The 24,513-nt window shown below is 54.8% G+C and carries 20 protein-coding genes; 3 read left to right on the top strand and 17 right to left on the bottom strand.

From position 1 onward, the window contains the following. Positions 1 to 200: 200 nt before the first annotated feature. The 3 genes from RB297_RS06860 to RB297_RS06870 all read right to left on the bottom strand — a co-directional run bounded on the left by RB297_RS06860 (position 201) and on the right by RB297_RS06870 (position 3,530). Complete coding sequence (locus RB297_RS06860; protein WP_036660860.1) at positions 201 to 449, bottom strand: hypothetical protein; 249 nt, start codon at positions 447 to 449, stop codon at positions 201 to 203. Positions 450 to 662: 213 nt separating this feature from the next. Then, positions 663 to 1,145 (bottom strand): tetratricopeptide repeat protein, encoded by a 483-nt coding sequence (locus RB297_RS06865; protein ID WP_096774167.1) that lies wholly within the window; start codon positions 1,143 to 1,145, stop codon positions 663 to 665. A gap of 168 nt (positions 1,146 to 1,313) precedes the next feature. Next, on the bottom strand, positions 1,314 to 3,530 hold the full coding sequence (locus RB297_RS06870) for an MMPL family transporter (protein WP_375120116.1): 2,217 nt from the start codon (positions 3,528 to 3,530) through the stop codon (positions 1,314 to 1,316). 169 nt (positions 3,531 to 3,699) lie between these two features. On the opposite strand from RB297_RS06870, the gene RB297_RS06875 reads away from it, so the two are divergent. Further along, positions 3,700 to 4,338 (top strand): TetR/AcrR family transcriptional regulator, encoded by a 639-nt coding sequence (locus RB297_RS06875; protein WP_192571537.1) that lies wholly within the window; start codon positions 3,700 to 3,702, stop codon positions 4,336 to 4,338. Between the two features lie 103 nt (positions 4,339 to 4,441). Here RB297_RS06875 and RB297_RS06880 read toward each other — a convergent pair whose 3' ends face one another. The 4 genes from RB297_RS06880 to RB297_RS06895 form a co-directional block, all read right to left on the bottom strand. Continuing rightward, positions 4,442 to 5,083 (bottom strand): nitroreductase family protein, encoded by a 642-nt coding sequence (locus tag RB297_RS06880; protein WP_090908614.1) that lies wholly within the window; start codon positions 5,081 to 5,083, stop codon positions 4,442 to 4,444. 122 nt (positions 5,084 to 5,205) lie between these two features. Then, entirely contained in the window at positions 5,206 to 5,655 is a 450-nt protein-coding gene (locus RB297_RS06885; protein WP_096774170.1) for an RrF2 family transcriptional regulator, read from the bottom strand. 129 nt (positions 5,656 to 5,784) lie between these two features. Next, the gene (locus RB297_RS06890; protein ID WP_192571536.1) at positions 5,785 to 7,788 is read right to left on the bottom strand and encodes a Na+/H+ antiporter; all 2,004 of its coding nucleotides are present in this window, start codon (positions 7,786 to 7,788) and stop codon (positions 5,785 to 5,787) included. A gap of 190 nt (positions 7,789 to 7,978) precedes the next feature. After that, positions 7,979 to 8,737: an SDR family oxidoreductase gene (locus RB297_RS06895; protein WP_096774172.1), complete on the bottom strand. Its 759-nt coding sequence runs from the start codon at positions 8,735 to 8,737 to the stop codon at positions 7,979 to 7,981. A gap of 222 nt (positions 8,738 to 8,959) precedes the next feature. Between RB297_RS06895 and RB297_RS06900 the strand changes: the two genes are divergently transcribed. Beyond that, positions 8,960 to 9,568, top strand: a complete 609-nt coding sequence (locus RB297_RS06900) for a TetR/AcrR family transcriptional regulator (RefSeq protein ID WP_375120117.1) — start codon at positions 8,960 to 8,962, stop codon at positions 9,566 to 9,568. Positions 9,569 to 9,756: 188 nt separating this feature from the next. Here the strand turns inward: RB297_RS06900 and RB297_RS06905 are convergent, their stop codons facing one another. Continuing rightward, complete coding sequence (locus RB297_RS06905) at positions 9,757 to 10,173, bottom strand: Lrp/AsnC family transcriptional regulator (RefSeq protein ID WP_015735878.1); 417 nt, start codon at positions 10,171 to 10,173, stop codon at positions 9,757 to 9,759. 169 nt (positions 10,174 to 10,342) lie between these two features. Between RB297_RS06905 and RB297_RS06910 the strand changes: the two genes are divergently transcribed. After that, positions 10,343 to 11,323 (top strand): oxidoreductase, encoded by a 981-nt coding sequence (locus tag RB297_RS06910; protein WP_096774173.1) that lies wholly within the window; start codon positions 10,343 to 10,345, stop codon positions 11,321 to 11,323. Between the two features lie 230 nt (positions 11,324 to 11,553). Here the strand turns inward: RB297_RS06910 and RB297_RS06915 are convergent, their stop codons facing one another. The 9 genes from RB297_RS06915 to RB297_RS06955 all read right to left on the bottom strand — a co-directional run bounded on the left by RB297_RS06915 (position 11,554) and on the right by RB297_RS06955 (position 24,503). Then, positions 11,554 to 12,564, bottom strand: a complete 1,011-nt coding sequence (locus tag RB297_RS06915) for a LacI family DNA-binding transcriptional regulator (protein WP_176502415.1) — start codon at positions 12,562 to 12,564, stop codon at positions 11,554 to 11,556. Between the two features lie 136 nt (positions 12,565 to 12,700). Then, entirely contained in the window at positions 12,701 to 13,501 is an 801-nt protein-coding gene (gene iolB, locus RB297_RS06920; protein ID WP_375120118.1) for a 5-deoxy-glucuronate isomerase, read from the bottom strand. A gap of 49 nt (positions 13,502 to 13,550) precedes the next feature. Then, complete coding sequence (gene iolG / locus RB297_RS06925; RefSeq protein WP_096774175.1) at positions 13,551 to 14,582, bottom strand: inositol 2-dehydrogenase; 1,032 nt, start codon at positions 14,580 to 14,582, stop codon at positions 13,551 to 13,553. 24 nt (positions 14,583 to 14,606) lie between these two features. Continuing rightward, the gene (locus RB297_RS06930; protein WP_015735883.1) at positions 14,607 to 16,052 is read right to left on the bottom strand and encodes a CoA-acylating methylmalonate-semialdehyde dehydrogenase; all 1,446 of its coding nucleotides are present in this window, start codon (positions 16,050 to 16,052) and stop codon (positions 14,607 to 14,609) included. A gap of 52 nt (positions 16,053 to 16,104) precedes the next feature. Beyond that, entirely contained in the window at positions 16,105 to 17,118 is a 1,014-nt protein-coding gene (gene iolC / locus RB297_RS06935; RefSeq protein ID WP_375120119.1) for a 5-dehydro-2-deoxygluconokinase, read from the bottom strand. A gap of 250 nt (positions 17,119 to 17,368) precedes the next feature. Then, complete coding sequence (gene iolE / locus RB297_RS06940) at positions 17,369 to 18,283, bottom strand: myo-inosose-2 dehydratase (protein ID WP_375120120.1); 915 nt, start codon at positions 18,281 to 18,283, stop codon at positions 17,369 to 17,371. A gap of 232 nt (positions 18,284 to 18,515) precedes the next feature. Beyond that, complete coding sequence (gene iolD / locus RB297_RS06945) at positions 18,516 to 20,381, bottom strand: 3D-(3,5/4)-trihydroxycyclohexane-1,2-dione acylhydrolase (decyclizing) (protein WP_096774178.1); 1,866 nt, start codon at positions 20,379 to 20,381, stop codon at positions 18,516 to 18,518. Positions 20,382 to 20,508: 127 nt separating this feature from the next. Continuing rightward, the gene (locus RB297_RS06950) at positions 20,509 to 22,731 is read right to left on the bottom strand and encodes a glycoside hydrolase family 88/105 protein (protein ID WP_096774179.1); all 2,223 of its coding nucleotides are present in this window, start codon (positions 22,729 to 22,731) and stop codon (positions 20,509 to 20,511) included. Next, positions 22,728 to 24,503, bottom strand: coding sequence for a hypothetical protein (locus tag RB297_RS06955; protein WP_096774180.1), 1,776 nt, complete (start codon positions 24,501 to 24,503; stop codon positions 22,728 to 22,730). The genes RB297_RS06950 and RB297_RS06955 overlap by 4 nt, the downstream gene beginning before the upstream one ends. Positions 24,504 to 24,513: the final 10 nt, after the last annotated feature.

Genomic DNA, 24,513 nt, shown 5'->3' on the forward strand with positions numbered 1-24,513 from the left:
CTATTGATAATAATAAGCTCCATGGTAAGATATGACAAGAACGTGGGTTCCCGTTTTTCAAATAAATCACTAGGAATCGTTATGGGACGCACCAGCACCAAGTAAAACCTGAGCCCTAGCTTCTGGATCACGCCAAGAAGACCAGCCCCTCGGCATGGGAGCTGGTCTTCTAACAGGTTACGTATAGGAATCAAGATTTCTTATGTCTCTGCAACTATTTTCAAGAATTGATTGATCATTTCAGGGGTTATTTCCTGCTTCTCAGGCATGGTTGTAACGGCTGCGTTCTTGTCGACAGATTGAATGGCTACGTTGGATCTGACTCCATTCGAAGCGATACCGGTTCGGGCTTGACCATCATGAACGTTATCATGGTTGGCTAACATCATCATCAAAAAAGCACTTCCCAATCCGATCGACCACATACTCATTTTGTTTTTCTTGTTCATCGTCGTTGCTCCTTCCATCACTTGTAGTGACATACTTAGTATAAGGTCCGAACCTTAGTGAGAGATGAAAGCAATCTAAAATTCAGTTAAGCAAGTGACGATAGGATCAATTTCATGATAGTCCGTCTTTGGGCTGGATGCATAACATTGTTTTTTCATAGACTCGAACGAATCGTTCGCCTAACAAGAATAATAAAGTGATGCCGATAACGTTTATTTCCAAACCTGATCAAGTTTATCAGAATAAAAAGCAATGGCTCTCTGATAGCTCCTGGTCCCCTCGTCATTACTGGTTTCGCTTAATTCTCTAAGCAGCAGTTCCATCGCCTTGTCATACTGTCGCAAATTGTACAAGGTCATCGCGTAGAACACCCTGAACTCCCGCGCCCCGGGGTAATCCCGCAGTCCCTGCTCGAATGTCTCCTTGGATTTGCCGTACATCCCCAATGTGCGGTATGTGCTTCCAAGTCCAAGCAAGGCGCCGCACCGTTCTGGATCCTTCAGCCCTAAAGAGATCGCCTTCTCGTAATAAGGAACCGCTTCGCTCTCAAGGCCCATCATATCATGCACCCAGGCCAGCTGATAATGGATATCCGGATCATCCGGGGATTGGGGCAGCAGCTCAAGGAGAATTTTTTTCGCTTCCTCCGGTTTGCCTTCGGCGCGAAGTTCAATGGCTTGTTGTATCGTTGTCATGGGGCACATCCCTCTGAGTTTTATCCGCGTTTCCTACCTTATCTTACCAGACGCCATCCGCACTGGTCAAAATGCAACACCCGCCTCATCTTATAAATAACTTAAAGATGAGGCGGGTGTCACAAGCTGCCTGCTTACTTCTTATTGTTTATGCTTTGTTCTCAACGTTCAAAGCTGGCTTTCCTCAGCCGCCATATGGGCTTTGCCCGGCCAGAACGCCCACTTGCCCAACAGCGTCGTGATTGCGGGTACCAGGAAAGGTCTCACGATGAACGTATCCAGCATAACCCCGATGGCCGTGATGATCCCAAACTGTACCAGCACTTGAATCGGAAGCGTGGCCAGTACGGCAAAGGTTCCTGCCAGGATCAAGCCGGCCGAGGTGATCACCGAGCTGGTCTCTCCAACGCCTTCTTTGATCGCTTGCTTCAGCGGCATTTGCTTCCGCTTTTGCCATATGCTCGAGATCATGAAGATGTTGTAGTCCTCGCCTAACGCAACCAGGAACACGAACGAATACAACGGAATCGCTCCCTGGATGGCTTCCGCGCCCAGGCCGTAATGAATGATGATCCAGCCAAGCCCGAGGGCCGAGAAGTAAGACAAAATGACGGTTGCAATCAGATAAACGGTAGCTACAACGGATCTCAAATATACCAATAAGAGCAGCGTAATCAAACCGATAACGACGGGGATGATCAATTTGGCATCATGCTCGCCAGCGATCTCGGTGTCGTACTGGGTAGCCGTTTGACCGGAGATCCACACGGCTTCGGCCGGATTGCCGACACCTGCCTTCTCCAGTGAAGCCTCCGCGATCTCCCGAAGATCCGGAATGTGCTGCATTGCTTCCATGGAGTAAGGATTCATGGACAGCTCGATTTCATAACCGATGATATCGTTATTCTCGGCCCCATTCTGCGGCTCGGATACGCGATCCACGAAATCCAGCGCTTTCAGCCGCTCCTCGAGGTCCAAAGCTTGCCCCCCGCTGTCCACCATCACGCGAACCGGCGCAAGCTCTCCTTCCGAGAACTGCTCGCCGATGACGGCGAATCCTTCACGCGAAGGTACATCCTCAGGGAAAGAGGATAAGAGATCGTAAGTGAACTTGATTTGGGACGAGAACGTTGCGAGTCCACCCAGTAATACCAATGCTGCCAAAACGACGGTCCAAGGCTTCGTTGTCACCAAGCGGCCGATCCGGCTCTCCTTCTCCTTGTGAGGGGCAGGAACCGGCTTTCCTTTTTTCCGTGCGCGTTCCGCTTGCATCTCCGGGGTTCTCGGAATGAAAGGATAGAACGAACCTCTGCCGAAAATAGCCAACAATGCGGGCACCAATGTCAGACTGGCTATAAACATGATGAGAATCGACAAACTGAAAGGCACGGCAAAACGTTGATATGCCCCGTACTGAGCCAGCAGCAGCGCGAACAGAGACAATACAACCGTGAAGCCGCTCATCGCAATAGCGCCTGATGAGCTGGTAATCGCCTGAAACAAGGCCTTGCGTTTATCGGGCTCGTGCCATAACAGCTGGCGGAATCTCGAGATCAGGAACAAGCAATAATCCGTTCCGGCTCCAAAGAGCAGCACGGTCATAATGGCGATGGACTGGGAATCCACCGTGATCCAGCCTTGATCCGCCATGAACCCGAGAATCGGGCTTGTTACCATATACGCAAAGCCGACCGCAACCAAAGGAATCAGGGCCAGAATCGGTGAACGGTAAATCAACAGCAGCAATATCAGAACAAGAAGCACGGTTGCAATCATGAGCGATACGTCGGCATCCTCAAACAATCCGGTTGCATCAATAGATATTCCCACCGGTCCCGTTACGCGAGCGCTGATTCCGTCTCCGCTCTGAACGGCAGCCTGAAACGGATTGCTGCCCAGCAATTGTTCCGACCGCTTCTCCAGCTCGGCCGTTCCTTCCTTAAGCTGGTCCGTCTCCTGATCTTCTTCAAAAAATACAGGCATCACCAGCGTGCTCCGATCCTCTGATAACTGGGCGCTTAAGGCTTGCGGAGGCAGCTGATGGAAAGGAACGACGAACGTCTGATACGGGAGCGGATCGGACTCAAGGCTTGCCGTCAATTCCTGCAGCTTGGTCAGATCCTCTTCGTTTAATCCGCTTTCTTTATGCCATACGACGAGAGCCGGCACGCCGCCGTTGCTCGGAAATTCCTTGTCGGCCATCGCTTCCGCTACGACGGACGGAACATCCTCCTTCAGATTGGCTGCATTGTTATCCTCTTTATCTCCAACAGCCGGCCATAGCAAATTCAACGCCAGCGCGATGAGTATCCATACACAGAGCGTGACCCATTTGCTTCGCTTTCCCGCTACCCATTTTCCGTAATTCGGTCCTGATCCGTGCATATGCAGATCCTCTCCATTCCTACGTAGTCTTTGTACTTCATCATGGTTCTTCCTTCGTAAACCTTTCGATGCAACATTGCAAATTAATTATATATACCGGTCGGTTAATTTTCAATATTTATTTTGAAAATGCGCCCCTCATGTCTTACACTATACACAGGAGGTCATCATGACAAAAATACGTAACCCCCGAAATCCCGGACGTCCCAAAGCAGCTGCCGATCAGATTCCCATCCAGGAAACGATCCTCTGGACCGCCTCCAAATTGTTCATGGAGAATGGCTACGAGTCCGTATCGTTGCAGCAGATCGCGAAGGCTTGCCAAGTGACCAAGGCTTCCATCTATTATCATTTCACAAGTAAACCCGAGCTGTTTAAAATAGCGGTAACCACGATTCTAGATAAAGCTTATGCTTCTACACATCGCTTTTTGCAGGAAGCCGATACCCTAGAGGCTGGATTGATCCGGGTAGCCGAAGCGAAGATTGCCAAGCCTCATGCCGAAATGGAGACCATGATGCGGGAAGCGGAGCCTTTCTTGTCTAAGGAGCAAATGGCCGCTATCCGTGAGGCGGAACAGCGGATTCATGAAGTCCTTGCCGAACAGATTCATCAAGCCATGCAATCCGGCGAACTTCGGGAAGGCAACGCCTTGCTAATGGCACAGGCTTTCTCGGCCATGCTGATGCTGGGCAATCGTGAAGACACCCGAAGCGGTTATGCCAGCTCCCGTGATATGGCTGTTGACATCGTTGATTTATTCCTGCATGGGGCTGTAAGGCCTTCCAACGAGAATCTCGATGTGTAATTCCAAGCATAATCGGGCAAATTTCTAGACTAGAAGAGTTTCAACGACTACAACCAAAAAGAACGGAGGTCTGTTAATGACCTCCGTTCTTTTTGATGCCTGTTTAGATTTCATTCCAGAACGCAACGTCTTCCAGCGGCAATCTTACCGTCGGACGGCCTGGAGCGGCTGCTTTCCCGATGGCGATCAGCATCACGCTGCGGTAATGGGAAGGAATATGGAACTCCTCCACAAACCGATCCTTGTTATATCCGCCCATCGGAACGGTATCGTATCCTCTGGCGCGAGCGCTCAGCATCAGCTGCATGGAGATCAGTCCGGCATCCACGTCCACGATGCTTTCCTTAATGGACGGAGCCAGGTTCGCATACATATTTTCGGCCGTATGAATGAAGCGCTGCTTCACCTCTTCGGTCATATAACCGGCTTCTTCAGACATGGAATAAATTTTCTCGCCCTTCTCATACCATTTCAGATCGCCCAATACAGCGATGACGGCCGATGCTTGAAGAACATGCTCCTGATTGTTGGCGATCGGATGCAGCTTCTTCAAGAGGTCCGCATCATCGATCACAAGAAAACGCCATGGCTGCAGGTTGCTTGAAGAAGGCGCAAGTGTAGCATCCTTCAAGATCGCTTCCATCTCTTCTCTTGGAATCTTCACCGATGGGTCGTATTGACGAACCGAGTGGCGTTCCTGAATCACCGTTTGAAAATCGGGTTTTGTTGTCGTTGTTGCAGACATGGTTATCCCTCCAAATTTATATTGTGCAATATTCTGCACAGTTTATATCGCGGCTTAACTGTGTTGTTTAATGCACAGTATAAAGCACACCTAAATTATTTGTCAACCCAATTTAGAAGGGTTCATTGAGCGATGTCCGCGATCGTGCGCGACTCCAGTATTTTCAAGGTGCTCTCCTCAATCTCGGACAAGATGCCGGCAAAGGACTCCTTGATTTCCTCGGCAAAACAATGCCCTGCTGCCGCGTCCAGCATGCTGTCGCTAATCGAGCTGTGAACCTGAAGAATCGAGTATACTTCAGCCAGCGAAATATCGTGGGCATTCTTCCTCAGACGGTATCCCCCGTCCCTTCCTTCACGCGATTCAATCAGATCCGCTTGGGCAAGAGTTTTCAGCACGCGCCGAATCAACGTCGACTCCGAGTGGAGATACGATGCGATATCGCCGCTAGAACACTTGCCGGAGTGACGCTCAAGGGTCACAAGCGCTTGCACGGCAATACTGAAGGTTTTATAGGTGGACGGGCAGGCCATTGTCGATTTTTTGGAGGCCGCTTCTTTATTTATGCTCATGTTCCTACCCCCTTTTTAGAATAAAAAGCCCTTGAATGGGTACTCACCGGCAGAAGCAGATGTTCCCATCCAGCTTTTCATTATTGTAACGTAATCCTGACACTCCTTCAAGAACATAAGGGCCGCTGCTTAATGGCCCTCGTCCTCGACCAGCGCTTGCGACTCAAACAAATTCGCCTCCCGGTAATTCACGTCCATTCTAAGCTGGCTTGCCTGCGTCCGGTCTATATCGCCTTGCTCGAACATGCTCTGAATCTCGTTACGCTCGGATTGAATCGCTTTAAGTTCCAGTTCCATGCGTTCACTGCTCAGCTTCTGTTTTCTTCGGCTCCAAACGCGATCGTTCTGGAGAAAATGCTCCATTGCACGATAATCCGCGATTACCGCTTGCAAGATTTCCTTCTTCTCCGCCGGCTTCACCGCTTGAATTTCGACGATCGCCGCACGAATGGCCTCGAGCTTCAACGCCTTATACTGGTCCCAATCCGGATGATCCGGAGACATCGGCACTTCTTTGGGCTCGTTGTTTGTCAGCAAGCGCTTCAAATTCTGCCATAATGTTCTCATTAACAGCTTGATTTTGTATCGGCTGGCAAGCAGCATTTCGACTCTGTCAAGCGAGGATAGGAACAGCTCGGCTGCTCGCGTTGAGGCTTTATGTTCCTTAAGCCATGCTTCGGCAACGCTTCGCTCCGCCGCCAGGCCGATTTTTCTAACTGCGATCGTGGCTTCCCAGAACTCCTTCATGTCGCTCTTATCCGTGATATGAGATTGCTGAAGCCGCTTAGTATACGCATAGATGAGCTGGACTGCCTCTTCCTTGTTCTCGTCGGTCATTTCTTCCCGTACGGTGCGAAGACCCGCCTGGAGCATTTGAATCCGTGCTTCTTTTCCAGGATCGATCATCGTCGCCGTATCGGCATTTTTTTCCCGGGTCAACAGCGGGAGCAGGACACTCGCGATCACCAGGGTTAAGAGAATGACGCCCGCACAGATAAACAGCATCAAGCTTCGCTCCGGAAAAGGACGGTTGTCCGCAAGGGTCAGCGGAATGGAGAAGGCCGCGGCCAGCGTCAATGCTCCCCTAACGCCCGAGAGGGCCGTCAGCAGGGAAGATTTGAACTGACGGTTCGTTGATACCCATACCCATGCGAATCGCAGCAATATCAGCACAGCCGTTATCAGAAATATGTAACCGACGACTTGTCCGTTATTATAGGCAGGGTCACTCCATATTTGATTCACGACGCCCGGAATTTCATGCCCTAGCAGAATGAACACTAATCCGTTTAGCGTAAAAAGAATGACGGACCAGGTGCTGTCCGATACCACTCTGAGCTTGATGGACGCCGAGCGCATGCGATCCCTCTCCACTGCGTGGGTGACGCCCGCCGCAACGACGGCCAGAATCCCGGATACATGAAACTCCTCGGCTATGAGGTAAATGATAAACGGCGTCAGGATGATGATCAGCATATGAAGCGTGACATCCTCCATACCGAGCCGGCGCAGCAGCATTCTGAACCAGATCACAAGAAAACCCAGCAATGCACCGATGATGATTCCTCCGACCGCGATAACCAAAAAACTGCCGATAGCCTTCGTCAGGGAGAAATAACCCGTCACCGTTGCTGCAATTGCAAAGTTGAATGCAACCAGACCGGATGCATCATTCATCAGCGCTTCGCCTTCAAGCAAATGCATGATTTTACCCGGTAGCTTCACTCTACCCGACAAGGAGCCTACCGCTACCGCGTCCGTAGGCGACAGTATCGCTGCCAGGGCGAAGGCCGCCGATAACGGGATTGCCGGAATGAGCCAGTGAATGAAAGGCCCCGCGATGAAGACCGTAGCAAATACGAGACCCAGCGCCAGCAGCAGGATGTACGATCTCAGCTTCCATAACTCGTCGCGCGGGGTCAGCTTTCCATCATTGAACAAGAGCGGCGCGATGAACAGAACCATGAACAATTCGGGATTCAGCGGCACATGATGAAAACCTTGGACATAGGCCACCCCGATTCCGAGGGCGATCTGGATCAGCGGGACCGGAATGAACGGCAGAAATCGATGGATCATATTGGAGATCCCGATCAAAACCAGAAAAATAAGGACCATTAAAAATATTTCCACCCTGCATTCGCTCCTTTTCTGAGGGGATTCATCTATGTAACATTCACTGCCTTTCAATAGACGGGTTTAGGTTATGTAGAATACCAATGGTTTATTAATGAGGCGGTAAAGTTTCAGCCTTTTGCCTTGATCATAAAAAGGCCCCCTAAAGAGTGTCCTTTAGGAAGCCTATTTAACCAGCCGTTTCGTATTAATAAGCAGTCCAGCCGGCATCGGCTGTGACGACGGTGCCGTTGACAAAGCTGGCTTCGTCCGAAGCGAGGAACAATACCACCTTCGCGATCTCTTCCGGTTCGCCCGCCCGCGGGTTCAGGTTCATGCCGGCCATGGCTCGTTCCATGCCGAACGAATTCGGCGCGTTGATGGTGGTGCCGATATTGGTGCTGACGCCGCCCGGAGCAACCGCATTACAGCGGATGCCCTGCGTCGCATACTGGAAGCCGACATTTTTGGTCAAGCCGACCACGGCATGTTTGGCCGCCGTATACGAAGCGCCCGCCCTGGACCCCATCAGGCCTCCGGCAGAAGCAATGTTCACAATGACTCCGCTTTTCTTCTCCAAGAAGATCGGCAATGCTTTACGAATGGTTCTCATCGGCCCCGTTGCGTTGATGGCGAATACGCGGTCCCACAGCTCATCCGTCACGTCCGCTGCCGGCACGAAATTGTCCATGATGCCGGCATTGTTGATCAAGATATCAAGCGTTCCGTATTCTTTAACGGTGGCGTCCACCAACTGCTGCACTTCTTCTTCCTTGGCAACATTCGCGGCCACAGCCAAGGCCGTGCCGCCATTCGCTGCGATTCCGTCCACTACGGCTTGCGCCGCCTCAAGCCGAAGGTCGGACACCACGACTTTTGCGCCTTCTGCAGCAAACAATTCTGCCGTCGCTTTTCCCATTCCGGAAGCAGCCCCGGTTACAATCGCAACTTTACCAGATAATCTCATGCTTCATACCCCCATTATTCGTTGATCAAATTTTAATATCAGGCACAATATATCAACAGCTGTTCAATACCAGACATATGTCAAATCTAGTATAATCAAAGTATGATATAGGTCACAATCATTAAAAAACGCAAAAGTGTGCGTTAACGAACAAAATACGGGGATCTGTTTATATTTGAAATAATTAAATTCGTTATATTTTCACCGAAAGGACTCTTGCCTATGCAAACGAACAGAAAAAGGAGCGACCGGCGCATCGTCCGCAGCAAAGAGGCTTTAAAGCAGTCGCTGCTGTCGCTGCTCTCGCAAAAAAGCTTCTCCAGCATTTCCATCACGGAAATCGTCGAATCGGCCAACTATAATCGAGGTACCTTCTATACCCACTATGACAACAAAGAGGCTCTGCTGGATGATATCCTGACTCCGCTCATGGAGGAGCTAATCGCTTCATTTAGAGCTCCATACGGGGATGTCGACGTTTTTCATATCGATGAGCTGCCCGCCAACGCGGTCAAAATATTCGACCATATCCATCAAAATGCCGGCGTGGACACGTCCCTGTTCAAAAGCGATGTGCTGCCGCTGATCCGGGATAAAATGTTCTCCGCCCTTAAGCAAATCGCCTTGGAGGATTTGGACTATCCGGGCGAAGAGCTCAATCATGAACTTCTCATCATTTATAATATGAACGCCTTAATCGGCCTGGTATTCCACTGGATCGAGAACAATTTCCACTATTCCGTCCCTTATATGAGGGATCAGCTGATTCTTATGATCAACTGGAGGCCGCGAAGCGTTAGGACGCAGATCAAGCGGACGGACCCTACATGAAATCGGCGTTGATAACCTTGATAAGGAAGTAGAAAAACCATGAGCCCTTTCTTAAGCAAGTGAAAGGATTCATGGTTTTTCAACGTCGAACTGCCATAGAACACCATTTAAAATACGCTTTCTCCTTTCCTTCACAGGTTCCTCAGCGGTTAATCGATCATGAACCCGCTTTTCTTACAACCGGATTCTTATTCTTGTTGGTCTAAAGGCATGGATAGGACCGTCATCGTCGTTGTATGCCCATACTCGCTGCACTGATAGATAAAGGTTTCGAGAGACTTCATCGAACCTGTTTCGATTTTCATCAGAAAATTGTATTGACCGCTGACTTGGTATATCTCGACGACCTCCTGCGATTGTTTGGCGAATGTCGTCAGACGGCCGCAATGACTGGCCTGGATCAGGATGAAGGCCGTTACGCCCTTCCCCATTTTTTCAGCTGAAAGAACCGTACGATACTCTGTAATTACGCCTTTCTCCTCCAAACGCTTCACACGCTCGGATACCGCAGGCTGCGTCATGTTGACCTTTCTCCCCAATTCGGAGAAGGAGATTCTTGCATTATGCTTTAACAGCTCCAAGATTTGAAGATCAATTTGATCCATGATTACACACTCCCTGCCTTCCCAACTACAATTTCCAAGTCGAATGTACGAAACAGCTATGATTTCAAAGTATTACGGTAGGAATTCCTTGATTATCATCTGTAACTATACGGCTCTGATTTATACAATGGAACTAGGTTAACAAGCCACATTCTAGGAGGTAAATACAATGACGATCAGCCTGCACGATTCCATACGAATCGGAACCTTACAATTGAAGAACCGAATGATCATGGCTCCTATGCAGCAAAATCAAGGAACGCCGGATTCTCATGCAACCGATTATCATGTGAAATTTTACAGTGAACGGGCGGAACATGTCAGTATGATCATTATCGAATCTACCGTCGTGTCGGCAAACGGCCGGTTGTTCCCGGACGATATTGGAATATATACCGAACTGCATGCAGCTTCCCTACGCAGAATTGTCGATGCGGTCCATGCGAAAGGAACGCCGATCTTCATCCAATTGACCCACGCTGGCAGAAAAGCATGGCCTACCGTCACCGAAAAAAGTCTGGCTCCTAGTGCGATTGCCTACGATGATCAATATGGACTTCCCGAAACGATGTCCCAAGCGGACATTAACGCGGTCATCGACCAGTTCCGGATGGCTGCCCGCCGAAGCCTCCAGGCCGGCTTTGATGGAATCGAGCTTCATGCCGCCCATGGTCATCTCCTCCACCAATTCCTCTCTCCGCTGTCGAATCGGCGAACGGACGCATATGGTGGGAGCCTTGAAAACAGAGTCCGCTTCATCCAGGAAGTTCTGGCGGGCATCCGTACCGAAGTAGGAAACGCCTACCCGGTGCAATTGCGGGTTTCTGCATCCGACTTTGCCGATGGCGGCCTGACGCCGGCAGAGGTTGCGCTGGCCTTGACGTACCTTCAGTCCGAACTGGATGCCGTGCATGTATCTTCAGGCGGTCTCGTTCCTGCTGCGCCTTTAGCCACGCCGGAAGGCTACCAAACACCTTATGCGGCGGTGATCAAACAATATGTAAACATTCCGGTAATCGCGGTCGGCAATATACGCACCCAGGCGTTCGCCAATTTCATTCTAGCAGATGGGATGGCAGATATGATAGCCATCGGCCGCCCATTGCTGGAAGATGCAAATTTCGGTAAAAAAATGCTGACCTTAGTTTAATGACTGCGAACTCAAGCAACATAGTCGTTAACTTGCGCAATTCAATAGAAAAGCCAAAGGCCGTCTCCACAGGGAGCTTGAAACTCCCCTTGGAGACGGCCTATTCTTGAAGCCGATCAATTTTGCATCTGAACCAATTTGCCGATCCTCCTCAATAAACCGTGATCAAACGCCCCCATTGCTGTAGCAAATGGACAGGAGGTTTAGATTACCGTCAGGATCGAAACATCTTAAGCCGGCGGCAGGGTCGTCGATTGGCGGACGATCAGCTCCGGGGGGAGCACGATTCGACGGGCAGGATCACCCTTGCCGGACAGCCCCCTTACGACAAGATCAACCGCCATGCGGCCCATCTGCTCGATCGGCTGGGCAATAACGGTCAGCGGCGGATCGGTTACGCTGGCCAGAATCGTATCGTCAAAGCTGACGACCGAACATTCCTCCGGTACGCGCAGTCCGAGTTCGCGGGCCGCCCGAAGGGCACCGACCGCCAGCAGGTCGTTGCAGCAGAACAGTGCCGTGGGTCTTACCGCTAGCTCCAGCATGGCTTTAGCTCGTCGGTAACCATCCTCGATCTTATGGTCACAGGCCGCAATACAGCCGGGGGACAGCTCCAAACCGTGTGAAGCGGCAGCTTCAACAAATCCCCTTACCCGCTCGCTGCTGCTTGTCACCCGTTCATTCTCAGCAAGCACTGCGAGTCTGCGATGACCCAATTGTAGCAGATGCTCCGCAGCCAGCCGTCCTCCCTCCAGGTCATGTACCCGGACGCTGCTGGCATCAAGCGCAGGATTGTCCCGGGCAATAAGCGCTATCGCCAGCGAATGCTCTTGAAGCGGCTTAAGCAGCTCGCCATGGGATATACCCGTCCCGATAATCACGCCATCCACTTGCTTCTGCCTCAACAGATTAACGTAGCGCTTTACTTTCTCTTCTTGGTTGTCCGTGCTGCAGATGATCACGCTGTAACCGAGCTGATGTCCTTGATCCTCGACGGAGCGAGCCATCTCGGCAAAAAACGGGTTGGAGATATCGGGAACGAGCAATCCAAGAGTAAAGGTTCTTTTGCCGGCGAGGGCGGAAGCAATCGCGTTCGGCCGATAGTTCAGGCGCTTCATGATATCCAGAATTTCCTCACGCCGTTCGCGGCTGATCTTGCCCTTGCCGTTGATGACATGAGAAACGGTGGCAATGGAGACGCCGGCTTCGCGCGCAACGTCATAAATAGTCGCTCTTATCATCCCTTGTGCTCCATTTGTTTAATTTTGGAATTTCAATTTATTATGCGCCTTCCTCTCTTTTAGCGCAAGGCCGATTTATCGTTAATGCCGCCTGCAGACATTCAATCAAGAACCCTTGCCTGGATCTTATCTGACTTTATCTCATCAGCCAGTCATGATCCGGGTCGTTGCGGAATTTCCATATTCGCTTCGGACCTGCCATGACGTTCAGGTAATATACGTCATAACCCGGAGGGGCGGAAACCGGATGGTAGCCTTCAGGCACCATCACGGCCTCGCCGTCTTTGACCGCCATCGTTTCGTTCAGCGACCGGTCATCCGTGTAGACCCGCTGCACGGCAAACCCCTGCTCCGGCTCAATCCGGAAATAGTAGGTTTCCTCCAGCAGCGACTCCTCCGGCAGCTCGTCGCGGTCATGCTTGTGGGGCGGGTAACTGGACCAGTTGCCTCCGTCCGTGAACACCTCGACCACCAGCAAACTGTCGGCCGGCTTTTGCTCCGGCAGAATATTGTGCACCAGGCGCGACATGCTGCCGCTGCCCCGGTTCTCGACGCCCACATCCTGCGGCTCAATCAGACGTGCCCGATGATTCCCTTGCCCCGGGGCAAGGCACACCGCCAGCTCCGTTTCAGTAAGAGCCTTGACCTCATATTGCTGTTGCGAAGGCACATAAACGGTATAGGGGGGCGTCTTTTCGAACACGCTCATGCGTTTGCCAATGTTGTCCCAGCTTTCTCCCGCGGCCTTCACGTCGGCCCGCCCGGACAGCAGAACAAGGGCCGCCTCCTGATCTCCCGTGGCCCGGCTCAGCGTCTGGCCTTCGCTCAAACGGAAAACCTGGAAGCCTACGTACTCCCATCCTGCCGTCTGCGGCGTAATCGACAGCACGCATCCGTCCCGGTCCGGAGTCGTTGCGGGTACAATGAAGTTCGGCATGGTCTTTCTCCTCCTTTGTCGTGGATCAGATCTGCTAATCACGAAGCTATTAACCCACTGAAGTACCGGCGGTCAGCTCGGCCAGCTTCACCGGACGGCCCTGTTCCAGCGAGCGTTTAGCCGCCAGCGCAATCAGCTCCGCCTGCAGGCCGTCGTGACCGCTAACCGGCACTGGCGTGCCGTTCTGAAGGCTTTCGATAAACTGCTTCGCCTCGTTCATGTACGCTTCCGTGTACCGTTCCAGAAAGAAATACAACGGCTTGTCACGGGTGACGCCTTCCGGGCCGCTGACCACCGTGGTGCTCGGATAATCGTTGTCGGCGGTCACGCTGCCGCCGGAGCCGAATACCTCCACCCGCTGATCATACCCGTAGACGGCTTGGCGGCTGTTGTCGATGACGCCGAGCGCGCCGTTTTCAAACCGAAGCATCGTCACGGCTGTGTCAATATCGCCCTGCTCGCCGATGGCGGGGTCCACCAGCACCGCGCCTTGGGCAAACACCTCGACCACCTCGCTGCCCGATAGGTAACGGGCGATGTCAAAATCATGAATCGCCATATCCATAAACAGGCCGCCGGAACCTTTAATATATTCCGGATGCGGCGGGTTCGGATCGCGCGAGGTTATCTTGATCAGATGCGGTTCCCCGATCCTTCCCTCGGATACAATCTCCCGAACGCGTCTGAAGTTGTGGTCGAACCTGCGGTTGAAGCCGATCTGCAGGCTAACGCCTGCCGCTTTTACGGCCGCCAGCGCTTCGAGGGTCTGGTCCACGCTCAAACTGACCGGCTTCTCGCAGAAAATATGCTTGCCGTTTGCGGCGGCCTGCTTAATGAACGGGACATGCGTATCCGTCGAGGAGCAGATCAACACGGCATCGATATCCGGGCTTTCCAAGATTTCGATGCTGTTGTTTGTGACGACGGGGATGGCCCGCGACGCCGCCCAGGCACGCAGCTCATCGCCGGCGAACAGGTCGCCGATGGCCGATATTTTCGCGCCGGGGATGCGCAGCAGGTTATCCGCATGGATTTTGCCGATTCGTCCGGCACCGATGATTCCGATATGAATGGTTTTCATATGAACGTCTCCTCTGCTTCAGGGCTACCAGCGCGCCGTCACCATTTTTTTGCGGGTATAGAATTCCACGCCGTCCGTGCCGTTGGCATGCAGGTCTCCATAGAAGGAGTTTTTCCAGCCGGAGAACGGAAAGAAAGCCATCGGCGCAGGAACGCCGAGGTTTACGCCCAGCATGCCGGCATCGATATGTTCGCGGAACTGGCGCACATCGCTGCCGTCCTGCGTGAACAGACAAGCCCCGTTGGCGAAATCGGAGCGGTTCGATATGTCGATGGCCGCATCCAGTGTTTCCGCCCGCATGATGGACAACACCGGGGCGAAAATTTCGTCCTTCCAAATCTTCATTTCGCTTGTCACTTCATCGAAAATCGTCGGTCCGACGAAATATCCGGCCCCGTTCACGGCCTCGTCCGCGCGGCCGTCACGAATCAGCTTCGCTCCTTCCCGCTCGCCCGCTTCGATATAAAAGAGCGTGCGCTCCTTGTGGGCTTGCCGGATCACCGGCCCCAGGAAGACGCCTTCGTCCGCTCCGTTGCCGATGGAGATTTCATCGGCCGCCTGCTTCAGCTTCGCGATCAGCGGTTCGGCTACGTCCCCTACGGCCACCACCACGGAGCAGGCCATGCAGCGCTCACCGGCAGAGCCGAAGGCAGCGCTGACGATCTGGGTGACGGCGGCGTCCAAATCGGCTGTCGGCATCACGATGCTGTGGTTTTTTGCTCCGGCCAAGGCCTGCACGCGCTTGCCATGGGAAGAAGCGGTTTTGTACACATGCTCCGCCACCGGTTGGGAGCCGACGAAGGACACGGCGGCGATGCCGGGATGCTCCAGCAAAGCGTTGACTACATCATGGGCGCCGTGAACGAGGTTCAGGACGCCGTCCGGCAGGCCCGCTTCCGAGAACAGCTCTGCCAGGCGCTGAGCCAGGAGCGGCGTACGTTCCGAAGGCTTCAGCACGAACGCGTTGCCGCAAGCGATAGCGAGCGGAAACATCCAGCATGGCACCATCATCGGAAAATTGAACGGCGTGATGCCGGCCACAACGCCGACCGGATACCGGTACATGCCGGATTCCAAATGGGTGGCGATGTCCGGAAGCTGTTTGCCCATCATCAGCGTCGGCGCGCCTGCGGCAAACTCGACGCATTCGATGCCGCGCTGGACTTCGCCGTAGGCTTCGGCATAGCTTTTGCCGTTCTCCGCCGTAATCAGGCGTGCCAGCTCCTCCCAGTGCTCCACGAGCAGCTGCTGATACTTGAACAGAATCCGCGCGCGTCGCGGCACGGCGGTCTTGGCCCAGTCGCGTCCGGCTTTGGCGGCGGCCTGCACCGCCTGGTCCACATCCTCCTTGGTGGAAAGCGGAACGTAAGCAAGGATTTCTTCCGTCGCCGGGTTGTAGACCGGATCGCTGCGTTCCGATCGGGATGGCACGAATTCTCCGCCGATATAATTGTTCAGGATTTGCGTCATACGCGTTGGCTCCTTTCGATGAATCAGTCAGAATAAAATAATGAATGCTCCTTCAAGAATTGGCGGTAATTTCGCCTCGCTTGCAGCGCTCGATATAATCGAGAACGGCAGCGCTTGTCGGCATCGCATCGGAGCAGCTGTGGCTGGAGATGACGATGCTCGCTGCAGCACTTCCGAACTCCATGCAGCGTTCGATGGCCCAGCCCTGCATCAGGCCGTACAGGAGGCCGGCGGCATACGAATCCCCCGCTCCGAACGTCTTGATGACCTTCGCCGGAAAGCTTTGGGCCGTATGGCTGGCACCGCCGGGGGTATAAGCGATGGACCCCTCCTTGCCGTGCTTGATAATGACGATTTTGGCCCTGTAATCAAACCACTTGGCAGCCGTGACGCGGTCGCTTCGTTCCGGGTTCCCGCCGAACTGCTCCATCATATCGAACTCCTCGCGCGTGCCGAGGACAATGTCGCATTTTTCCGCCGCTAAATTGTAATAGGTTGCCGTCTCCTGCGGGGATTTCCAGGTGTACGGACGGTAATCGAGGTCGAACGCGATCACGGCTCTGTGGCGCTTGGCATAGTCCAGAGCCAGAAACACGGCTTCCCGGGAGGGGCTGGCCGCGAGCGCGGTCCCGGAGATGAGTACCATTTTGGCGGATGCGATCAGCTCCTCGCTCACTTCCCCCGTCTCCAGCAGCAAGTCCGCGGCGTTGTCCCGATACATCAGAATGCTGCAATCGGTCGGGCTCCTGATCTCGGTAAAAGCCAGACCCGTTACGGCCCCCGTGTGGTCGGTGGAAACGCCGTTCGTCGCAATCCCGTTATCCTCCAGATATTTGGTAATAAAACGCCCCATCTGATCGTCCGCCACCTTGCCGATGAAGCCTGTATTCAGGCCCAGGCGGGCCATCCCGATACAGATATTGGCGGGGGATCCGCCCACATATTTGGTAAACGTGCTCGTCTCTTCCATCGGCCGGTTAATCTCATTGGCGTTCAGGTCGATGCACAGTCTGCCCACGGCCACGAAATCCATCGGTTTTTCGTTATTGAACGTGATTTCACTCATGGATAAACCTCCTCGTTCGGATCAGCCCTGGCTGAGCAACCATATGATTCTGACTCCATGGCTCCGCTCTTCTATGGACCGTATCGCTTACAGCTCGTAATACTTTCAGTTAAAAACTTCCAAACGGTAAATACTCCCCGCTCAAGCCACTCACATTTGAGTTCGTTACTGGGGGATGAGTAAGTTACGATTCCTCCCCAAACGGGAGTCATGTCGCCTTGAGCCAAGCTCGACCCTCGAGAGGTGGACTTCAACCCTGTATCTTCTTCAGTCCGTCCAAGCTGTCCAAGTATTCAATCGCCCGTTGAGCGTACTCCTTGGCCGGATGCAGCACCGGATCCTGCTCACCCTCCAGCATCGCCCAGCCTTCATAGCCGCGTTCAACGAGCTCTCCGATTATCGGCGCGAAATCGATGCATCCATCGCCGGGAACCGTAAACACGCCCCTGCGGATGCAGCTTACGAAATCGCAGTTGTCCAGTCTCGCCTGTTCCAGCACATCAGGCCGGATATCCTTCAGGTGGATATACGCGATCCGGTCATAATGCTTGCGGAGCAGCTCCAGCGGGTCGTTCCCCCCGTAATAGGCATGACCGGTATCGTACAGGAGAGACACCAGCGAAGCGTCGGTCATGGCCATCAGCCTGTCGACCTCGTAAGGCTGCTCCACAACCGTACCGCCATGATGATGATAAGCCAGCTTCATGCCGTAACTCGCCGCAATCTCCCCTGCCTTGTTCAGCCCTTCCGCCAGGCTTTCCCATCCGGCGTCATCCAACCGGAGCACGATGCTCTCATTCGGCGTCCGGCGGGGATCGAAATGCAGCGAGCCGCCTACCTCCGCCGTGCTGATGACTTTGCTGCCGAACCCCGCCAGAAACTCCGCATGCCGGCGGTAGTCCTCCAGCTCCTGCTTCCGGTAATCGGGATCGGAGAACAGTACCGATTTCCACTGGGAAACCAGCTGGATACCGCGGGCATCCAGCTCCCGCTTCAGAACCGCAGGATCCTTCGGGAATTTACGGCCCATCTCCGTGCCTTTCAGCCCCAAAGCCGCAATATCGTCCACAATCGTCTCAAACGCCGTGCCTTCTCCATGCTCTTTTACATCCTCGCCGACCCAGTTGATGGGATGGATCCCAAGCTTAAACAGCCTGTTGCTCATATCCAGCACTCCTTTGCTTTGTGAGGTAGGGGCATGCTTCCTTGCTCAAGTGCCCTTAGCAGTCGGCTTTCTTGCCCCGAACACCTTCATGGCCTTCCGTCTATCGGGCTACCTTGACAGCCTTTCTTGTCCGCACCGCGCTTGCTTTCTCCGGCGCAGATGTTTCGCGTTGGATGACGGTCATCAACCACATCCTTAGGCTATAAAGTTAAAGGCCTTTCAGCGCTGCCGCTTAGTAGGGCCTGGCTTCCTTGCTTCGAGCCGCCATCTGGCGCTGCGCATCGGTTACCTTGTTAGTGGAAGATACCTCCGGCACCTCCACGCGCCACCAGGACTCATAACCGTCGGTGTTCGTTCCCGGAACGACCGGAATTTCGATCAGCGTTGTCACCGTTTCCTTCCGTGCCTGAAGCAGCGCTGCATGCAGTTCTGCCGGCGTGCGGCCCTTGTAGGCTTTAGCCCCTAGCGCGCGTGCGTGGGCGGCAAAATCAATCGGAAGATAATCGCCGGTGAGTCGTCCCGTGCCTTCCTCGCGGCGGCGGAACTCGTTGCCGAAGCCGTCGCTGCCGTTGCTCCGCTGCAAATTGTGAATGCATTGGAAGCCGTGGTTGTCGAACAGCAGTATCGTTATCTTGCGGCCTTCCTGCAAGCTGGTGACCAGCTCCGAGTGCATCATCAAATAACTGCCGTCCCCCACCAGCGCGTAGACCTCGCGGTCCGGTTCCGCCAGGACCACGCCCAAGGCGCCGCTTACCTCATATCCCATGCAGGAGAAACCATATTCCATGTGGTACGTTTTCGGTTCGGCCGGTCTCCATAACCGGTGCAGATCTCCCGGAAGACTGCCAGCCGCACAGACGATGACCGATGACGGGGAGATGACCTCGTTGATGATGCCGAGCGCCCTCGTCTGCGACAAGCCGTCGGGATGCTCCGCAGCGTACAGACGGTCTACCTCGCTGTCCCACTCGGCTTTCAGCTCAGCAAGCTCGCCTTTTTCGTACCAGGCTTGATAGCCTTTTTGAGACAGGATCTCCTTCAGTGCCTGCAGCCCTTCCTTCGCATCGGCGATCAGCGCTTCGCCCCCGAGCTTGGCTCCGTCCGCGCTGTTGACGTTCAGGTTCAGGAACGATACGTCCTCCCGTTGAAACGCCCATTTGGAGGACGTCGTAAAGTCCGAATAGCGGGTGCCGATGCCGATAATCAGATCGGCCTTTGCCGCTGCGCGGTTCGCCGCCAGCGAGCCGGTTACGCCCATCGCCCCCAGGTTCAGGGGGTGATTCCAGGGAAGCGCGCTTTTACCGGCCTGCGTTTCTGCAACCGGGATGCCGAAGGCTTCCGCAAAGGCTGCCAAATCCCCGGTTGCCTCGCTGTAGTGCACGCCGCCTCCGGCGATGATGAGCGGCCGCTTGCTTGCTGCAAACCGCGCCGCCGCCCGCATCAGTCCATCTGCCGCAGGCGGTCGGCGGTCGATGGCGTGCACGGTTTTCTCGAACAGCGATTCGGGATAATCGTAAGCTTCAGCCTGCACGTCCTGCGGCAGCGCCAGCGTGACCGCTCCCGTCTCCGCGGGATCCGTCAAGACGCGGATCGCCTGCCGGACCGCCGCAATCAGCTGCTCCGGCCGGGAGATCCGGTCCCAGTACCGGCTCACCGGCTTGAATGCATCGGCGGCCGATACGGTGTAGTCCGACGAGGCTTCGATCTGCTGTAGTACCGGATCAGGCTGGCGGCAGGCAAAGTTGTCCCCAGGCAGCAGCAGAACCGGAATACGGTTCACGGTTGCCGTTGCCGCCGCGGTGACCATATTCAGCGCGCCGGGTCCGATGGAGGAAGTGCAGGCCCAGATTTGCCGCCGGTTCTTTTGCTTGGCGTACGCCGTCGCGGCGTGCACCATGCCCTGTTCGTTTTTGCCCTGCATATAAACCAGATCCCCGGCGCTTCGTTCCAAAGCCTCGCCAAGGCCGGTCACGTTGCCGTGGCCGAAGATTCCCATTACCCCGCGCACGAACTTCGTCTCCACCCCATCGACGGAAACATACTGTGCATCCAAAAATTTCAGCAGCGCCTGTGCCATCGTTAATCGAATCGTTGTCAACCGGTTCATCTCCTTTTCATCGTCAATATATCCTGTGAAGAAAGCCATTTACGAATTAAGCGCTTAACTCATCGTACCGAAACGCCTAACCAGTTAACGGTTAAGCGCTTTAATGAAAGTGTATGCCTTACTTGCCGTTCAGCATGCCTTTCAATTTCATGATCTCCGCGCACGCCAGCATCATGATCCCGATCCCGTGGTTGTCATTGACCACCGTGAGCAGATCATGCTTATAATAGTCCCCGGTGAATGAATAACGGGATCCGCTGCACACTCCGTGCACGCTGCCGTGACGGTCGATGGCCTGCTCGGTCAACCCCTGCCATGCTCGAATGGCTGCATCGGCAAAAGGTGCCGGTTCCTCCAGCCAGCCGAACCGGACGCCTCTGGCAAAGGCATAGGCGAACATGGCCGAGCAGGAAGCTTCCTCATAAGCTTCCGAATCGGTAATAACCTGCCTCCAGAGTCCTGACTCCCCCTGATAAGAAGCAATTCCGGCGCACAATTTACGGAAAAACTCAAGCAGCGCAGGCCGGTCCTTATGATCCTCCGGCAGACGTTCCAGCAGTTCCGATAAGGAGAACAGGCTCCATCCGTTTCCGCGCCCCCAAGGAATTCGGGTCGCTTTCCCGTATTTGAAATCGAATACGTGGCTCATCACGCCTTCCTCCGGCATGAACAGATACTCCCGGTACCTCAAGAACTGCCTGGCCGCTTCATCCAGATAGGAGGAATCGCCTGTCATCCCGGCGTAGCGTGACAAGAACGGCGTGCTCATGTACAGATCATCCGCCCACATCGTATCTGCGGAATACTCCGAAACGCACAGACGATAGAAAGCGCCGTCCTCCCGGCGTTCCAGTCGGTTCACCATAAAATCCGCAATGTCCTCCGCGACTTTTACAACTTCCGGATTGCCGCTTTCCTTATCGTCTTCCAGCATCGCCGAGCCGAACGAACCACAGTTGTCCAGCATCTTGATCAGCACCAGCTGATGGTTCACGGACGGAAATCCGTAGGTATCCCGGTCCCAGACGGCGTATTCGTACCATTGGGTGCAGATGTCGATATGCGCCCGGGCATATTCCGCGATATCGGGCCGCCCCAGCGCTCGCGATGCTTGAAGAAGTCCATACATCGTCACACCGAGCGGATAGTCCCAGCGCCCGAAATTGGTGGCGGCCCCGGAGGTCCATTTGTTGCTCAGCATGGCGTTCTCATAGAACGGCCTGACCCGGTGGCCCGGCGCATCCAGGGACCAGCCGGTCAAACCGCGGCCGTCCGCACGCGGAAACAGTCTATTGACCGAGCACACCTCCTCCGGCGTTTGCTCCTCCCCTGCGGCCAGCGGCCCGGCATACATCCACGGAGACGGGGCGCCTTGTACCGGGACGGGAAGCTCAAACTCCAGCTCTCCCTGTGAAGCATAGGCATGAAGCTCAACCCCCCATCCCGACGGCCCGCGGCAGCTGCGTACCAAAAGATCCCCGCGGCAGGCCGAAGCGGGCAGCTTGCAACCGAAGACGCCCCCCTCAATGTCCATGACGGAATCATCGCCGATCCAGATCTCCGTCCTGCCCAGAGCGCTGCCCTTGAACTCAACATGGTCAACGCCGGCAGGCACCTTAAGCCGGCTCCATGCATACCCCGCAGCCGGGGCCTCCGGCAAGCCGAATATTCTCTCGAAATTCGGTTTATCCGCTTCCTCTTCACTCCAGCCTGTGAGCGGAAGCCAATCCATGCCGGTGTCTACTTCGGACCCGTGAGCGTTCGGAAAGACGCCGCTTTCGCCGAGCGTGCCGGCAGCCAGCGGTCCGACATATGCCCAACCTGCGGTGTCCTTCCGGTCTGCAAAAGGAGACAGCACCTGCAGAATGCGGACCTTGCCCTCCACGGCTCCGAAGCGGCAGCCGAATCCGGCTTCGGTCCTCCGGGCCTCAATCAACAATGTGTTCCAGCCCGGGCTCAGCACCAGCGGAATGGCGATTTTGGCATCGGGCTTCATCTCGTCCTCGGCACCCGAACGATACATCAGCCGCTCGTTCAGATAGAAGCGCATCGGGCTGTACGGCATGATCGCGGCATCCAGCGAACGTTCATCGTCGCTCCACACCAGACCAAGGGCGTAGGCCGCCTCCCCTTGCTTCGCTTCCCGGAACCGGTCGCCGAAGTTGAAGTCATAATATCCTTCCTCGGTCTGAAGAATACCCGTTTCGGCGAACGGCCGCAGCGCGAACGGAATTTCCGGATTCGCCCCGATATAGCGCCCTGCGATCGTCTTCAGTATCCCGGCATCATCGTCGCCCATCCAATACCGTATGCTTTCACGGGCTTCGATATAGCTTGTCATGATGATCCTCCCCTTTCCGTTCGGTCGAACCTAGCCGCTGGCGAAAGCTTGATATGAATCTCCTTCACGAAGGGAGTCACCACATTCAGCAGCAGCGTTCGGAAGCCGAGCGGATAAGCCGCTTCCCGGACGCCAGCCGCCGTGTGCTGCAATCCGCCCCGGCTGATTTCCAGCCAATCGCCGTCCATCTCGTAACGAATGCTCCCTTCCATCCAGAACTGGGCATCCCCGCCGGCTGGAGCAAGCTCTCCGCCGCTAAGACTGCCTGCCGCCGGAAAAATCAGCGAGATTTGCGACACGACCTCCTCCGGCTCCGTCGAGGAAATGACCAGCTTCCAGCCGTCACTCGCTTCCACCACTTCCACCTCCACCTTGTGCCGCTGGACATGCGTCTGCGGACGGCAGTGATGCGGCAGCAGATACCAAGGGCTGACGCCTTCCCTTGCACTATCAGGCAGAGCTGCTTCCGGCACCGGTCCGTTATAACCCTTTTCCTGTTCGCCGGATAACCGGTATCCCTGCTCCAGCGTCGTCAGCCGGCTCATCTTGACAAAGCCGGGGTCGAAATAGGAAGCGAACTGCACGCCGAGAAGCCGAGCCGCTCCATGACGCAGAGAAAAGAAGGAGGACATCTCCGTGCTCACGGTCACGCTGGTGCGGCCCTCACGGATTCGCGCGACCGGAGCCCCAAAATCCGTGTGCATCCGGCTGTATCGGATAACGCCGTGATGGCCGGCACCGGCATATCCGGACAAGTAGCGCTCCCTTGGAAATTCGCCGTTCAGCACGACGCGGTAATGCTCCGGCATGGGCGTTGTCTCTGCACGCTCGCGCATGAGACCCGGATCCAAGAGCAGCCGAACGGCTGCGTTGGTCGGTGCTCCGCCGGGATGTTTCAGCAGAGACAGCGACTGTTCCGCCATCCCTTGAAATACCGGATCGCGGTCCAGGGAAGCCATCATCAGACACGGCAGGAAGTACCCCGACATATCAAAACGCTGACCATAATCCTGCCGTCCGGAATATTCCGTGACGATTTCCCCGTCCGGGTGGACCAAATAAGTCATCATCTTCAGATTGGCCCGTACCGGTACCAGCAGCTCCGGACGCTTCAGCAGCCTGGCCGCGTGAATCAGCATGACATCGCTGACGACGTTGTAGATTCCGTTGCTGCGCTCGGTCCATTCTCCGTCCAAGGTGGCGTCCATGCCTTCGGCGAGCCACTCCTCCGCCCTGTTCAAGGCATCCCGCGAATCAAAAAGCTCATTCAAGAAGCCCAGCGCCGCGCAGATCACCCATCGGTGGTTCGGCGTATGGCAGCCTCCGGTAATCAGCGCAGGCAAGGTGCGCTCCAGAAACAACAGCATATCCGCAGCCGCTCCCTTCAGCTCCGCCCAACCGTCAGCCAGAATCAGCTGTGCAGCTTGCGCATATCCAACCACCACGAAGGCGGTATCCGGAGGGGAATGGAAATTCGTCCAGCCGGGCGAAATCGTACCGTCGCCGTGCTGAGCCGCAAGCATATAACGGGCCGAAAGCGCAAACCTGTGTGCCAGCTCCTTATCGCGGTAATATGCCGATGCCGGATTACAGAGTGCTGCTGCCCATATCGCCATGGCGGTCGGCGTCCCTGTGTTATGGTTGGGCGATGGCAAACCGTTCTCCATGGTGCGCACCCCGCCGTGCCAGCGATGCGTTTCCTCTAAGATCTGGCGGTCCATCCCCTCCCGCACCCAGCTGTCATTGACTTCAAAAACCCTGTTCAGCATCATACGATCCCCC

This window comes from Paenibacillus sp. CR_12, assembly GCF_041953985.1.
Taxonomy (GTDB): domain Bacteria; phylum Bacillota; class Bacilli; order Paenibacillales; family Paenibacillaceae; genus Paenibacillus_AQ; species Paenibacillus_AQ lautus_A.